At 52.8% G+C, this 15671-nt stretch carries 11 protein-coding genes; 2 read left to right on the top strand and 9 right to left on the bottom strand.

Translation table 11 applies throughout. The features are described from left to right. Nucleotides 1-15 precede the first annotated feature (15 nt). Together E1757_RS09770 and E1757_RS09765 are read right to left on the bottom strand one after the other, a co-directional pair. Nucleotides 16-4548: an S-layer homology domain-containing protein gene (locus E1757_RS09770; protein WP_133227199.1), complete on the bottom strand. Its 4533-nt coding sequence runs from the start codon at nt 4546-4548 to the stop codon at nt 16-18. 327 nt (nt 4549-4875) lie between these two features. Continuing rightward, nucleotides 4876-6009, bottom strand: coding sequence for a response regulator (locus tag E1757_RS09765; RefSeq protein WP_133227197.1), 1134 nt, complete (start codon nt 6007-6009; stop codon nt 4876-4878). A 275-nt stretch (nt 6010-6284) separates the two neighbouring features. Here E1757_RS09765 and E1757_RS09760 point away from each other — a divergent pair, with 275 nt between their 5' ends. Continuing rightward, nucleotides 6285-7160, top strand: a complete 876-nt coding sequence (locus E1757_RS09760) for a LysR family transcriptional regulator (RefSeq protein ID WP_133227195.1) — start codon at nt 6285-6287, stop codon at nt 7158-7160. Here the strand turns inward: E1757_RS09760 and E1757_RS09755 are convergent. The 5 genes from E1757_RS09755 to E1757_RS09735 all read right to left on the bottom strand — a co-directional run bounded on the left by E1757_RS09755 (nt 7126) and on the right by E1757_RS09735 (nt 11267). Beyond that, nucleotides 7126-7557, bottom strand: coding sequence for an AbrB family transcriptional regulator (locus E1757_RS09755; RefSeq protein ID WP_246079124.1), 432 nt, complete (start codon nt 7555-7557; stop codon nt 7126-7128). The two genes, E1757_RS09760 and E1757_RS09755, sit on opposite strands and share 35 nt — an antisense overlap. Nucleotides 7558-7568: 11 nt before the next feature. Next, a complete protein-coding gene (locus E1757_RS09750; protein ID WP_133227191.1) occupies nt 7569-7769 on the bottom strand; it encodes a transporter substrate-binding domain-containing protein in 201 nt (66 codons plus the stop codon). Nucleotides 7770-8051: 282 nt separating this feature from the next. Beyond that, on the bottom strand, nt 8052-10232 hold the full coding sequence (locus E1757_RS09745) for a malate synthase G (protein WP_133227189.1): 2181 nt from the start codon (nt 10230-10232) through the stop codon (nt 8052-8054). A 214-nt stretch (nt 10233-10446) separates the two neighbouring features. Beyond that, nucleotides 10447-10809, bottom strand: a complete 363-nt coding sequence (locus E1757_RS09740; RefSeq protein ID WP_133227187.1) for a DoxX family protein — start codon at nt 10807-10809, stop codon at nt 10447-10449. A 65-nt stretch (nt 10810-10874) separates the two neighbouring features. After that, nucleotides 10875-11267: a glyoxalase superfamily protein gene (locus E1757_RS09735; RefSeq protein ID WP_133227185.1), complete on the bottom strand. Its 393-nt coding sequence runs from the start codon at nt 11265-11267 to the stop codon at nt 10875-10877. 350 nt (nt 11268-11617) lie between these two features. On the opposite strand from E1757_RS09735, the gene E1757_RS09730 reads away from it, so the two are divergent. Further along, nucleotides 11618-12961, top strand: a complete 1344-nt coding sequence (locus tag E1757_RS09730) for an LLM class flavin-dependent oxidoreductase (RefSeq protein WP_246079109.1) — start codon at nt 11618-11620, stop codon at nt 12959-12961. 384 nt (nt 12962-13345) lie between these two features. Here E1757_RS09730 and E1757_RS09725 read toward each other — a convergent pair whose 3' ends face one another. Together E1757_RS09725 and E1757_RS09720 are read right to left on the bottom strand one after the other, a co-directional pair. Next, entirely contained in the window at nt 13346-14698 is a 1353-nt protein-coding gene (locus E1757_RS09725; protein ID WP_133227181.1) for an LLM class flavin-dependent oxidoreductase, read from the bottom strand. Nucleotides 14699-14797: 99 nt separating this feature from the next. Beyond that, nucleotides 14798-15649, bottom strand: a complete 852-nt coding sequence (locus tag E1757_RS09720) for an ABC transporter permease (RefSeq protein ID WP_133227179.1) — start codon at nt 15647-15649, stop codon at nt 14798-14800. Between the last annotated feature and the right edge of the window lie 22 nt (nt 15650-15671).

Raw genomic sequence — 15671 nt, 5'->3', positions numbered from 1 at the left:
AGTTCTTTTTAGAGTTTATTGCACTTCATCGCCAAGCTTGCTCATCCAAGTCTCGCTGCCGTCGTCATTTCTTACGGAGCCGTGGGAAGCGGTGGCTTCCTGTACATCTCCGAAGCCCCAGTGACTTGCGTCAACATCCGGGAACAACGGCTCCATTCCCTTCAGCGGACCGCGATACAGCATCCGGTTGATCATGGTCACCGCCTCGACTCTGCGAATGCTGTCTTGCGGCTTGAACACTCCGTTCGGATAGCCGGCAAGGAATTTGCCGCGGTACAGCTCTTCAATCGCATCCGCAGCCCAATGCCCTTCGATATCCGTGAAATGAAGGTCGCCGGCTGTACTGACATTCAGCTTGAGGAAGCGTGCCATAACGGAGGCCAGCTCGCCTCTGGATACTTGAGCCTCAGGACGGAAGCTTCCGTCTTCGAAGCCGCTGAAATATCCGTGCTTCGTTGCAATCTTAATGTAATTCGCCGCCCAATGATTCTCTTGGACATCATTGTACGCAAGAGTTCCGTCTACCTTGACGTTCTCCGTCAATCTCGCAACGATCGCCGCAAGCTCGGCGCGTGTGAGCGAGTTGTCCGGATGGAACTTGCCGTCAGGATAACCGAGAATATAGCGTTGATGCTTCAGGTTGCCGAACCGGTCGGAGAATACTTTGACCTGTACTTTTCCATCGGTTGTTATCGGATCTGTCGCATTGCTGTTGACTGCAAATTGTCCTAAAATGTCATACTGTGCATCCATGGAGGTTATGGAGTCCCATTTCAGCACCACTTTGAAGCTTCCGCCTTCGCCGGCAGGTATGTTGGCGACATCCCACGTAATTTTGTTGCCGTCAACCGTACCGCCGTTGGCGTCTACGACTTGGGCTCCCGCAGGGATCGTAATCGTGACCTTGCCGTCCGTCAGAGTAGACGACGACAAGTTTTTGTAATTCACGGTAACGGTCGATTGATCGATTTCTTTGACCAGGTTTTTGTCGATGGACAAGTTCAGCGACAAATCCGCTGCTGTCGGTGCATACGCGGAACCGCCGCCTCCACCGCCACCGCCGGATGGACGATTTGTCGAAATTTTGCGCATGGCGAAGTCAAACGCCAATATATCTGTTCCGATATGGATGATGCCGTCCTTGATGTAGCTGTCCGAGCCTTCCGCAGCAGGCTGATTCGGCTTCGCATCCAACGTGCTGTAATTCAAGTAACCCGTTTTGCTCGCGACGATATAGTAATCGCCGTCAGGGTGTACCATCCAGCCATATTCCCCTGCGCCTGTCGTCACTTGCGGATTATGATTTTGATTCGGTGCAAACTTCGGCAGTTCCGGTAAAGTAACCGGCGTGTGCGGGGTACGGCCCTTTTGCTTGTTCAGTTCGGTATCCGCCCAATACAAGGTTACATTTACTCCGCTCAGAACTTGCCCGGTCACGACGTCGGTCACGATACCGTACGGATCGATCAAGGAGTAGACTACGCCCACCTCGCCGTTTTGGTTCACACTGATGTTAACCGACGGTCCGGCCAAAATGCTGCCGTCCGGCGCCTTGATTTGATAAGTCACGACATACTTGCCTTGCGGCACATTTTCCAGACTGAAGTTTCCGTCATCATTTAGAGGTACGGTCGAAACGACAGTTCCGTTCGCGTCTTTGATAGTCGCCACGACATTCCCGTTGCCGAACAAGCTGCTTACCGTCGGATGCGAGCTCGGATCGGTCGAGGATGTGGCGATAAACAAATCGCCGCTAATTTTGTTGGCCGGGTCGATTTTTTGTCCTACGCCCGTGATCGGACCGACCGTTGCTTTTTGTGTCGTTTTCAACGTTACGGTTTTATTTCCGACTTGTACCGGCGTTTCAATGTTCATCGTATAGGTGAAGTTGCCGCGTGGAACGCCAATCTTGTAAGAACCGTCCGGGCCGGTCGTTACGGTCGAAACGAAGTCGATAATTCCGTCGCCGTTGAAATCGGCGTTAACGGAAACAGTCGCGTTGGCAACAGGTTTTCCCGTCACCTGGTCAATGACCACGCCTTGCACGAAAGCAGGCATATAATCGATCGAAATGCTTTGCTGTGCGGACAATCCGGATTGCGGTTCGGTCACGGTTGCCGTGATCACTTCATTAACAGGCTTGGTGCTTTGGAGCGCCGGAGCCGTGTACTCCATGGAAGCGATCCCCTGCTCGTTCGTAATCGCTGTAACATCGGCCGCAGAATTGTTGCCGAAGTGGAATGTAACCGGAACTCCGGCCACCGGACTTCCCGATGTCGAAACTACACTTGCTTGCAGCGTCACTTTGGAATTGCCGTCTCCTACGACAGAATCAGGAGATGCGCTCAAGGTTACTTTATACTGCGGAACGCTGTCTTGAACCACGATCGTTTGTGTGGTTGTTTTACCGTCAAAAGTTACCGTAATCGTCGCTGTGCCAGGAGCTACGGCGGTGATTACGCCATTCGCATCGACCGAAACGACACCGGGATTGGAAGAAGTGTACGTCGCCTGACGCGTTACATCCTTTATGCTTTCATCCAGATACACGGCGGTCGTCTTCGTTTGATGAGTCGCCCCGATCGGCAATGTGTAGCTCGCCGGATCTGCTTTCAACTCGCGCAGTGCCGTTGTTGTCGTGTTCGATCCGTTGGATTGGGCCGATTCGATATTGTTGCTTACGGCGCTTACCGTAAAGTTGTGGTCGGTGCCCGGAGTAAGGCCCGTTACGTTGTAACTAGTGCCCGTTACTCCCGATGCGATCAATACGCCATTGTCGTAAATGTTATACGATTGGGCAAGCGGAACCGCATTCCAGTTGATCGTTGCACCGGTCGATGTAACATCTTTGGCCGTTACGCCCGTCGGCGCATCGATAGGCACGGTAACGGTAGCTTGTACCCTTTTGCCGCCATAAACGGCTTGGATCACGGTTGTGCCGGCACCTACAGGTGTAACAAGACCGTCCGGACCGACCGTTGCGACATGACCTGCGCTGGAGTTGTAATTGGATTGGCCTGTTACATTTCCATTTCTTGCCGTATCCGAATAAACAGTCCTGACTACAGTCTGATGAGTGGAACCGTATGGCAGTGTATAGCCGTAGCTGTCCAGCTCAAGCTTCAGTAAAGCCGGAAGCCATACAGGGTTGGAATCAAGGATCTCGGCTCCACCCTTGACCGCTTTAACTGTGAAAACGGCATTCTCTCCTGGCGTCATATCCATTACTTCGTAGGTGACATTCGTCACGCTCGGGCTGGAATAGTACAAAGTTTCGTTCTTGTACAGGTTATAAGAGGTTGCATCAGCGATTTTACTCCACGTCAACGTATTGGCCGTTGCTGGCGTTGTACCCGTGGACAGCAGCAAAATCGGTGCAGTTTCGTAAGCGCCGCCGACTGAAGCCGCGGTTATGGTAGCAGTACCATTCGGGATGGCGTCTCCAAATTCGATAAAGCCTGTCGCCTGACCGCTGCTATCCGATATTAAACCGGTCAGCGGGATCCCGTTCCGATCGACGACGGTGCCTTGCGGCGACGAGCTCAAAGTAACTGGAGCGTCCGGAACCGGGTTGTCGTCGACGTCAAGCAGTGTTGCCGTTACTTTGAATTTGCCGGGTTCTCCCGTTGGCGTAGTGGTGACTTTAACGTCTGTCGGCGCCTGTCTGTATGCATCCTTTGTAAACTTCGCCGTATCGATTGGGTCCAGGTCGTTGATAAAATACCAGGATACGATATCATGAATCTCATAGGATCCGCCTGTAGCTGCGGTAAAACCTGCATAAACTCCCGGTTTTCCTTGGAAAATCTCCTCCAGATCAATACCGTTAACATCCAACAGTGGAAGAGTCGGGCGCGTTTCGGAATTACTGATATAGACCTTCACATTTTTGGCATTTCCGTCATAGTCGATCCAAGTGTAATGATCGTTGCCATCCGATAGCTTTACTTGACTTCCACCCGTTAGATTGGTTGAGGTCTTGTCCAGGTCTTTATACCAGGCCGAGTCTGTATTTCTGACATCACCGTTTTTGGCTAAACCAATATAATTGCTGGATGGGTCATTAATATTATTCTCAGTATTCTTCCATGTATCGTATTTGACTGCAAAACTTGGTGAAATGTCCCCATATCCGATACCTGATCCTACTTTTCCTGCATTATTGGATTGGGCTTGGATAGTAAACGTAATGCCATCCGCTGGCGCGGAAGATTGTACCTTTGTCATACGAAACTTAAAAAACGTGCTGAATGAATACTTGTTCTTTGGAGCTATTAATTTCTGGTTAAAAGCAGTACCGAATAAGTTATCAATTGCCCGTGTTAAACGCAACACTTTGCGCCCTTCATTGTCGGTTGCTTCCTTTGTGTCTCCATTCAGTGAAAACAAATTTCTCTGATTGGCCGACGAGAAAAACTCATCGTTCTTATACGTCACCCATTTGGTTTCGCTTGCCGCATAGGCCGGCAACGCAAACGGCTGCAGCATAGAAATGACCATGCAGAGCATCATCGTCCAAGATATCCATTTTGCTTTATATCGCTTCATCTCTTTTAACTCCTTATTCATAAAAGTTCTGGTGATATGTAACTGCCCTTTCCTTTATCCAATTGCCTGACTTCCCCTGGTAAAGTCCCGGCCGAAGGAGAGTCTGATGTAAATCACTTCCTTCCCAAGAATCAGATTCGTACCTTGTAATCCACACGAACATCCCAGCAAAAATCGAGAGCGACGGGTTCTTAAAACCTCCTTTATTCTCGCTATCGTGACGGTAGCAATCGACATTAACAAACAAAAATTTCACAACTCTCATCCTAGCACTTGCATCTATACAAAAACTATACACACGTTGCCTTTCATCGAAGTGACATCGATTTATACGTTCGACTGGCGTTTCCATCCCTCATACCACGCTGAAATTTCAGCGCCGGGAGCGGAATCCAGTTCCTCCAGCGATGAAACCAGCAGCCCATATTGTTCTTCCACGCCCAAGCGGTTGTTTAACGAAGCATAAAGCTTCATCAGCGTATAGTGATTTTCTTCATCGTAAGGATACAATTGCCGAATCGTTTGATAGATTTTGATCGCGGCCCCCGGCCTTTTTTTCCGAACATAATAGTTGCTTACTTCCCGCGCATGATTCAGCCACAGCCGCTTCAGTCTTTCCCGTTCCGGCTCCGCCCATATATAATCGTAATCGCCAAGGTAAGTTCCCGAATACATCGCAAGCACATGCTCATGCTTGTCGATATTATGATGACCGGGCGCCCCCAGCTGTTTTAATTGCGTTTCCCATTGTTCAGTATCGATGTGAACTTGTCCGACATCAATCCTGTATCCTTCGAACAAATTCCCGCTTCTAATGGAAACAGCGTCGAGCCCGGATGACTTCAACGTTTGACGGATCAGATAGATCGTGGTGTACAACTGCGTCGTGCCTTTGGCTGTTTCGGATTCCGGCCAGCACAGTTCGATTAACGTTTCTTTGTCAACCCATCTCCCCCGATGATGGAACAAATAGGCGAACACCTCACGCGCCTTGGCGGTACGCCACTTGACCGCGCTCTTCTCTTTGTCCGCCCCCTGAATCCCGATCTGATTGAACAAACATATCAACGGCGGCGTTTCGCTGCCGTCCCCTTTGTTTGGACCCGCCCGTTCTTTCAACCGCCTTACGGTTTTCTGCAAACGCTCAAACTGCAGCGGTTTCATAATGTAATCTAGCGCATTCATTTCAAAAGCTTGGACGGCGTAATGGTTATAAGCAGTAACAAAAACGATCTCCACTCCGGGAACCGCTTCTTGAATCTGCAGCCCGGCCTGTAATCCATCAATATCATGCATGTGAATATCGAGAAATACAACATCCGGTTGAAGCTCGTACGCCATAGCAATAGCCTGATCCGGATTTGTATGCGCTCCGATTACGTGAATGCCGCCAATATGTTCCAGCAGCATCTGGAGATAGCTCACAGCCATTTGTTCGTCATCGACCAATAGAGCTCTCACTCATCAGTTCCCCCCTTTAGCGAAAATATAATCGGGCTATTCTAGAGTTTAACAATTCAATCTATACAAAATCTGTAAAAGCAAATGAAAGCTGAAAGGATCATCACGCAAAAAAAGATCATGGCTCCCATGACCATGATCGGTAAATGATGAAATTTATAAGAAATTGCCCGAAAAATGAATTATATTTATCAGGATAATTCCTGTATAATCATAATTAATTTGAATGATTATTATCGTTTTGTATAATTACTTTTTATGGAAGAGGCGGACGAATGGAAGAAAAGGACTGGCTGATTCTGAATACACTTTATCTAAAAAAGAACATTACGAAAGCGGCAGAACAGCTTTACATATCTCAGCCTGCGCTAACATACCGTATTCAACAGTTGGAGAAGGAATTTGGCGCCAAGATCGTATCCCGGGGCAAAACCGGAGTGGAATTCACTCCCCAAGGCGAATACCTGGTCAAATATGCGGAGCAAATGCTGCATGAGCTGAGAAGGACCAGGGAACGCATATTGAATATGAACAATCAGGTTGCCGGCACATTGCGGCTTGGCGTTTCCGCAAGCTGCGCCAGGTACTATCTTCCACCGCTGCTCAAAAGCTTCGTTCGTCAGTACACCGGGGTGGAAATCAATGTGAAGACCGGCTGGAGCTCCGATGTATTGTCTTATGTTCAAAAGGAAGATGTACACCTCGGCATCCTGAGAGGAAGCCACAGTTGGTCGGAGCCGTCGCTGCTCTTGACCAGCGAACCCCTGTGCCTTATCGCTAATGAACAGGTCGATCTCCATGATCTTCCGAGTCTTCCGAAAATCAATTACGTCATTAACGACCCCCGCTTGCGGCAAGACATCGAAAAATGGTGGATGGAAAAATTTTCGGTTCCGCCTTTTATTACGATGGAGGTCGACAGCATCGAAACATGCGTCGAGCTGGTCAACAACGGGATGGGCTACGGAATCGTTCCAAGTATGAGCCTGCAAAATCATAAGTCGCTGTTCGTCCACAATCTTCAGACAAAGGGCGGCATGCCGATTATGAGAGAAACGAGTCTCATATACCGCAGCTCTTCATTGGAGCTTTCGGTTGTCAAAGCGTTTGTTGATTTCATGAGTAGTAATCTTGAGAACGCTGTCGGTTAAAGGGCTTGCGGAATATTCTTTTTAACAAAACCGGTATAATGAACAGGACGAAAAATACCCGGAACAGCTGGTAAGCCGCAACTTTTGAAACGTCGGCATTCATTGCCGCCGCAGTTACGCCCATTTCCGGCAAGCCTCCCGGCGCTATACTCAAAAACGCCGTAACAAAGCTGATTGGCTGAGTCAAGCTCAGCATGTACGCAATCGCCAGCGTCATGCCCACGAGCAGAATGCTTCCGGCAAGACTATAAGGAAGAAGGCGGCGCCAGCCGCTTAACGCCTGGAGCTTGATGCCTTGTCCAAGATAGATGCCGATGCACAGCTGCGCGATAATAACGACAAGCTGCGGCAGGTGCGGCAGCACAATGCCGGACGCCGAGAAAACAGCGGAAGCAATCAGCGGCCCGATCAGCCAAGGGTTCGGAAATCGATTTTACCGGCGTCCAGCATCCCGAACAAACCGCTGAAGTCGGCTGTTGTCCATTCTACCTTGTAACCGATTTTTGCCGCGATCGCTTTTATCGCCTCGATATCGAAGCCGTCCAGCTCCTGCTGTTCATTTTTGTAGGAATGCGGCACGCTCCTGCCTGATGTTCCTACCCGGAGCACTTTTTCCTCGCCTGTTCCCGCCTTTGCCGCGGTTTGCGGTCCGGCCGCCGGGGCGGCTGTTTGAGTGCCGCAAGCGGTGCTTCTTCACCACCCTTTAAGGGCGGGGACGTTTGTCAAGATTGGCACAGTAAAACTTAATACTTTCCGGTAACGAACAAAAAAGACTATTGACGGTCTCAATAGTCTTAATAGTCTTATTATCTTTCCCGCGGAAAAATCCGCTCGAGCCTGTCGGCACCGCTTAGCTCCCGTGTCGGATCGGATCCGCTCTCTGGTTGCAGCTTAGCGGTTTACCGGATGCTTCGCCTTAAATTCGATGCGTTTGCGGTGCAAAATCGGCTCGGTGTAGCCATTCGGCTGGCGGCAGCCTTCAAAGACGAGCTCGCAGGCGGCCTGGAAGGCTACCGAGCCGTCAAAATCCGCAGCCATCGGACGATAAGCCGAGTCTCCGGCATTTTGACCGTCCACCACTCGGGCCATGCGCTTCAGCGTATCCGTCACCTGCTCCTGCGTGCAAATGCCGTGGCGCAGCCAGTTGGCGATATGCTGACTGGAGATGCGCAGCGTGGCGCGGTCCTCCATCAAGCCGACGTTATTGATATCCGGCACTTTCGAGCAGCCGATGCCCTGCTCCACCCAGCGGACCACGTAGCCGAGAATGCCCTGCGCGTTATTGTCCAGCTCCTGCTGAATATCCTGTGCGCTCCAATTCGGGTTTACCGCCAGCGGAATTTCCAGAATGCCGTCGCGCAAATCGCCGATCGATTGCTTTAATTGGTTCTGCACTTCTTTTACGTTCACTTGATGATAGTGGAGCGCATGCAGCACGGCCGCCGTCGGCGAAGGAACCCATGCGGTGTTGGCGCCTGCCTGCGGATGCGTGATTTTTTGCTTGAGCATTTCGCTCATCAAATCCGGCATCGCCCACATGCCTTTGCCGATCTGCGCATGGCCCTGCAGACCGCAGGCCAGGCCGACGTTCACGTTCGATTTTTCATAGCTTTGCAGCCATTTCGACGATTTAATATCGTTCTTGCGGATGACGGGGCCGGCTTCCATCGACGTATGCATTTCATCGCCGGTACGGTCCAAAAATCCCGTATTGATAAAAACAACCCGGTCCTTTACCTGACGGATGCAGTTTTTCAGGTTCAAGGAAGTGCGGCGCTCCTCGTCCATGACCCCGATTTTCAGCGTATGGCGCTCCAAACCGAGCAAATCCTCCACCCGGTCAAACAAGTCGTTGGCAAATGCAACTTCCTCGGAACCGTGCATTTTCGGCTTTACAATGTATACCGAGCCTTTGGAGGAATTGCGGTATGGCCCGCTGCCGAGCAGGCTGTGCATGGCGATCAGGCTGGTCATAACCGCATCCATGATGCCTTCGGGAATTTCCCGGCCGTCCCGGTCGAGAATCGCATTGATCGTCATCAAATGGCCGACATTGCGGACAAACAGCAGCGAGCGCCCGTTCAGGCTGATCGCGCCGCCCGCAGGCGAGACATACGTGCGATCGGGATTCAGCGTGCGCGTCACGGAACGGCCGCCTTTGGCGAACGTTGCGGACAAATCGCCTTTCATCAGCCCGAGCCAGCAGCGGTAGACAAGCACTTTGTCCTCGGCGTCGACGGCGGTAACGGAATCTTCGCAGTCCATGATGGTCGTCAGCGCCGCTTCCATCGCGATATCTTTGACGCCTGCCGGGTCGGTCCGGCCGATCGGATGGTCGCGATCGATCTGGATTTCGAAATGGAGGCCGTTATTCACGATCAATACGGCCGAGGGGCGATCCGCCGGTCCCTGGTAGCCGGCAAGTTTCGCGGCATCCTGAAGCCGGGCTGCGGTACCGTTCCGGAGCGTCACGGACAACTGGCCGTGAACTACGGCATAGCCGACGGCATCCTGATGGGAGCCTTCCGACAAAGCCGCCGCCCGATCCAGAAAAGCTTTGGCAAAAGCGATAACTTTCTCCCCGCGAATCGGGTTGTAGGTGGCCTGCCGTTCGGCTCCGTCCTCCTCGCCGATGGCGTCCGTTCCGTACAGGGCGTCGTATAAGCTGCCCCAACGGGCATTTGCAGCGTTCAACGCATAGCGGGCATTATTGACCGGAACAACGAGCTGCGGTCCCGCCTGTACCGCTATCTCATCGTCCACCTGCCGGGTCGTCACCTGGAAATCTTCCGTTTCCGGCTCCAAATAACCGATTTCCTGCAAAAATGATTTATACGCCGCAAACGAAAACCCGCCGCGGTTGCTGTTATGCCATTCGTCGATCTGTCGCTGAATGTCGTCCCGCTTCGCCAACAAAGCGCGGTTTCGAGGCGTCAATTCGTGAACCAGCGCGTCAAATCCGCTCCAAAACCGCTCGGCGCTCACCCCTGTGCCGGGAAGGGCTTCCGCATTCACAAACTGATAAAGCTCGGGTGCAACCTGAAGCCGGCCGGCCTGGACGTAATCTTTCATGTATGATTCCTCCTTCGGATCAATTGAATTATTGCAAGTTCAATATAATGAACTTGGTTCATTATTAAGATTATTTTATCACTAACCGCCCTGAACGGTCAACGAAAAATGCAGCAGCCTGCAATAGCATCTCCCGCTCCATAACATGCAAAAAAGAACCTTTCCCAAGTCAAGGTTCTCGTCCTTCGCTGCCTGTGCGGCACAAGCGCAAAGCTTACCAGATTTTTTTCACTCTGCGCCCAATCAATACGAATACAGCCATCATGAGCAAAGCGAGCGGGATGATCCATACGCCGAAGCCCTGGCCCAATGACATGTGCGTAAACATCGCACCGGCCATGATCAAAGCGATGACGCCTGAGGAATAAAATGCGACGCGGTGCATTTTAAAGCCGATAATCAGCCCTATGGCCGCCAGAAGCTCAACAAGCCCGATCGCATACATGAACGCAAGCGGAAAATGATAGTTTTGCGTAAAAACTTCGGCCTGCACCCGGTTTCCCGTCAGCTTCATCCCGCCGAAAAAAATATATGCCGCGGCCAACAAGCCTTGAATGATTCCAACCGTCCATCTCATACGCGGGAACGCCTCCTCGATTACATGTATTTTCCATTGTAACCAATGTTCCCGGAGGATATAGCCTAAGCCGGATGGTTTGCTGCCGCGGCATACAGTACGATCCGGTTCCCGAACGGATCGATGACCTGGATTTCCTTCGTCTGCCAAGGCGTTAATTCCAGGCCGGGTCTGGCATACTTGTAAGGCTTGGCCAGCAGTCGCGCGTGCAGCTCCTCAATATCCGCAACCTCGATGCGGACCGCCGCGCCCGGGCAGCAATCGCCGTGATGCTCGGACAGGTGGAGCCGGCAGCCGTCCTTCGACAGCTGCATATAGAGCGGTGCATCGTCCTCGAACCGGTGCTCCCAATCCAGCTGAAATTCCAGGTAGCCGATATAAAACCGTTTGGCCAGCTCGGGCTCGAAAATGCGCAATATCGGCGTTACCGATTTGAAGTTATTTACATTATTTTCCATAACATGCCGCCTTTCGCCGTTTTCTTTTAATTCATATCGAAAAACAAGCAGCTTCACCTCTCCCCTTTAATAAAGCAGGAAAACCGTATTTTGGCAATAATGTTTTTCCTGAATTGGGATATATCACTTTAACCCAGCCGGTTGACAGCCGAATTTTATGCTGTTATAGTATTATTCATAGTATGCTCATCGGTTTTTATTTATTTAATATCGTTAGGCTTAACCGGACAACCGGAGATCGGGCGAATGCCCCGTCTCCGGTTTTTGTTTGTCGCCGGCAAGCCGTTCCTTTCTTCATACTGCACTTGAACGCAGATACGGAAATAAATTACATGAACGAGGTGCTGAGCATGAGTCACAATCAAGCGAAACGAAATGTGCATTTGAACGTGTTTATTAACGGAATCGGTCATCATTCCGCCGCCTGGAAGCATCCGCTGGCGCAGCCCGGCAGCGAGCTGAGCCTCGGCTACTATGCCCATATCGCCCGAATTGCCGAGCGCGGGCTGCTGGATTCGCTGTTCATGGCCGACGGCTACGCGGGCACTTACCGCAGATTGGAACCGTTCACGCTGTTTTCCGCGTTGGCGGCGCTGACGGAGCATATCGGCTTCATCGCCACCGTAGGCACCACCTACAACGAGCCGTTCCATGTCGCAAGAAAGTTCGCCTCGCTGGATCATATCAGCGGCGGGCGCGCAGCCTGGAATATTGTGACCGGGGCGCAGTCGGCCGCCCATAATTTCGGCCGTGATGAGCATCCGGAGGTGACGAAGCGCTACGAAATCGGGGACGAATTCGTCGAGGTGGTCAAGCAGCTGTGGGACAGCTGGGAGGAGGATGCGCTCGTCTACGACCGGAGCGCCGACGTTCAGCTTGATTCGAGCAAGCTGCATGAAATTAACTTCAAGGGCAGCTATTATGCCGTCAAAGGCCCGCTGATCATTCCCCGTCCGCCGCAGGGCTACCCCGTGCTCGTACAGGCCGGATCGTCGGAGAGCGGCCGGGAGCTGGCAGCCAAAACGGCGGAGGTCATCTTCACCGCCCAGCAAACGCTGGGCGCTGCGCAGCAGTTTTACGCCGACGTCAAATCGAGACTGGCCAAGTACGGAAGGACGCCGGACCAGCTCGTCATTATGCCGGGGTTGAGCCCGATCGTTGCGGATACGGAAGCGGAGGCGAAAGATATCGAAGCCGAGTTCGGCAGCCTGATCAATATGGAGCAGGCGTTGAAGCAATTGTCCCAATATTTTACGGTCGACTTGTCGGAATACCCGCTCGACGGACCGGTTCCGGTCGATAAATCGAAGCCGTACGGTTCATTGCCGGGCGGCATTACGAGCCGGCATGAGGTCGTTGTCGATGCGGCGCGGCGGGACAACATGACGATCCGGCAGTTTGTGTACCGCAGTGCCGGCGGGCACGGGCATGTCACCTTCACCGGCTCGGTTATTCAAACGGCCGATTTTATCGAAACATGGTTCAAAACCGGAGGCGCCGACGGCTTTAACCTGCTGCCTCATGTGTTTCCGAGCGGCTTGGAAACTTTCGTCGACAAAGTCATTCCCGAGCTGCAAAACCGCGGGTTGTTCCGTACCGCCTATGAGGGAACGACGCTTCGCGACAATCTCGGCCTGACCCGTCCGGCCAACAGATACTCCCGCGTATGGGCGTTGAACCGCGAAGCCAATTAAACCGGGCGCTGCGTCCGTCCCGGCAAAAGCTGCGCCGGTCGGGCGCATGAATTCATAAACGCATAATTTTTCGGAGGAAGGAACTGAATTCGTGATTATGCAACGTTTCTAGAAGCTGCAGAAATCTCAGCTTTCTGCAGCTCGCAGCGTTCCTCCTCGAATACGAAAAACCCGGGGCTGTACGCCCTCGGGTCCATAACTTCTTAGTTCATGCGCTTGAATTTAGCGGATGTGGTTCCACCAGCTGAACCGCGCACTTCATTCACCCTGGCTATGGGTAATCTCGAGCTGCTCCCAAGCCCCGCAGTCCCACAGCGCAGTCCAAGCGTCGCCTTCATTGGTGGCCGCAACGCCGACGGGCGGGCGCGCCTGTGAAGACGATGATTAATAATGAGCCTGCGATGCCGGCTTAACGGCGAATTGATTTTCCGGATACGGCAGCCCGTAATGATCGCGGAGCGTGGTGCCGGTATACTCTGTCCGGAACAAGCCTCTGCGCTGCAGCTCGGGGACGACCAGTTCGAGAAAATCTTCCAGTCCCCCGGCCATCAGCTGCGGCATAATATTGAAGCCGTCGGCGGCCCCTTCGGCAAACCAATGCTCCAGCATGTCGGCAATTTGCGTCGGCGTTCCGGTTACCGTCCGATGGCCGCGCCCTCCGGCCAGACGGTTGAGCAGCTGTCGAAGCGTCAAATTTTCGCGCTGCGCCAGCTCGACGATCAGATTGGTGCGGCTCTGATGGCCTCTCACTTCTTTAACGGGCAGCTGCGGCATCGGTCCGTCGAGCGGATAGCCGGTCAGATCGAAGCCGACGCGGTTGGACAGCATGATCAGGCTGTATGCCGGATTGCTGAGTTCGACCAGCTTCGCTTCTTTCTCCCTCGCCTCTTCTTCGGTGCGCCCGATGATCGGGCATATGCCGGGCAATATCGTAATATGCCCGGGGGAGCGTCCGGCCTTCGCCGCACGGCGCTTGATATCCCCGTAAAAGGCGCGCGCCTCGTCGAACGATTGCTGCGCCGTAAAAATCGCCTCCGCATGCTCGGCCGCAAACTGCCGGCCGTCCTGCGAGGAGCCTGCCTGCACGAGTACAGGCCGTCCCTGCGGGGAACGCGATACGTTCAGAGGTCCTTTGACCGAGAAATATTTCCCTTTATGATTCAGCTCATGCACTTTATGATGATCCGCATAAATGCCGGACTCCTTATCGCGAATGAGCGCATCCCGCTCCCAGCTGTCCCACAGCTTGACGGCAATATCCAGAAATTCGCGGGCCCGCTCATAGCGCTCGGCATGCTCCGGAATTTGCTCCAGATTGAAGTTTCTCGCTTCGGCATCGGTGCCGGATGTGATGATGTTCCAGCCGGCGCGCCCTCCGCTTAAATGGTCGAGTGAAGCAAACCGCCGGGCCAGGTTGAACGGCTCGTTAAAGCTGGTCGACACCGTCGCGATCAGACCGATCCGCTTCGTGACAACGGCGAGCGCCGACAGCAGCGTGAGCGGCTCATAGCCGCCGATCGCCCCGTATTGGACGGCGCTTGGCGATGTCGCCACGCGATCCGCCAAAAAGATCGAATCGAGCTTGGCGGCCTCCGCCTTCGCTGCCAGGCGCTGAAAAAACGAAAAATCGAGAAGCTGGTCCACATCCGTATCGGGATGCCTCCAGGCGGCCTCATGATGCCCGACCGGCGTAACAAACAAGTTTAAATGAAGCTGACGGTTTTCTTTTGAACTCATACGCAACCCACTCCTATGTGTATAATTGTCCTGAAAGCTCGTTGAATCCATCGCCGCCGTTATTCACGGACAACGGTTTAATGGCCTGAACTATCGCCGTCATCCGCTGTAAGTGTCCCGCCATTTCAGCAGCTTTTTTTCCAAATAGCGGACAATGGAATCGGTGCCTTTACCGACCAAAGCAAAAATGATAATGCCGACAAAAACGATCGACGTTTGTGAAAATTGGCGCGCATCCATAATCAAATACCCGACCCCTTCGCTTGAACCCATCAATTCCGCGGCGACGAGACCGAGCCATGACACGCCGAGCGAAAGGCGCAAGCCTAGCAGCAAATTCGGCAGCGCCGCCGGAATTACGAGCCGCGTAATTTGTTTCCAACGGCTGAATTCCAAAATCCGCGCCACGTCGAACAGCTTCGAATCCGCATTGCGCACGCCCAGAAACGCATTCACATACAGCGGAAAAAAGGCCCCTTTGGCGATCAGCAAAATTTTGGACAGCTCTCCGAAACCGAACCATAAAATAAACAACGGCGTAATGGCGAGATGGGGAATCATCCGCAGCATTTGAACCGTAGGATCGACCGACTGCTCGAACCGGCCGAACAGGCCGGTCGTGATACCGAACAGCAGCCCGAGACCGCCTCCTAACAAAAATCCGATCGCAGCGCGCGATACGCTGATCTGCAAATGCTTGAGCAGCTCTCCGGATACGGTCAGCTCCCAGAAAGACTCGGCGATGGCCGCCGGTGTCGGCAGCAGCGTTTTGGACACAAGCCCCGCCATCCCGGCAATTTGCCACAAGATCAGCACGGATAGCGGCAATGCCGCGCCCCGCAGGGCAATCGCCCATTTTTCATGCTTGGAGCCGTTTTTGACTTGGTTTTCCCGCTTCTCCCGTCCTACCGACAAGACCGGCTGGGCCGTCAGCGTTTCCGATTTACTCATCCAACTGCACCTCTTTCCATTG

Origin of the sequence: Paenibacillus piri (assembly GCF_004354045.1) — a bacterium.
GTDB classification, from domain to species: Bacteria; Bacillota; Bacilli; order Paenibacillales; family NBRC-103111; genus Paenibacillus_S; species Paenibacillus_S piri.
This window is presented reverse-complemented; position numbering and strand designations above follow the sequence as displayed.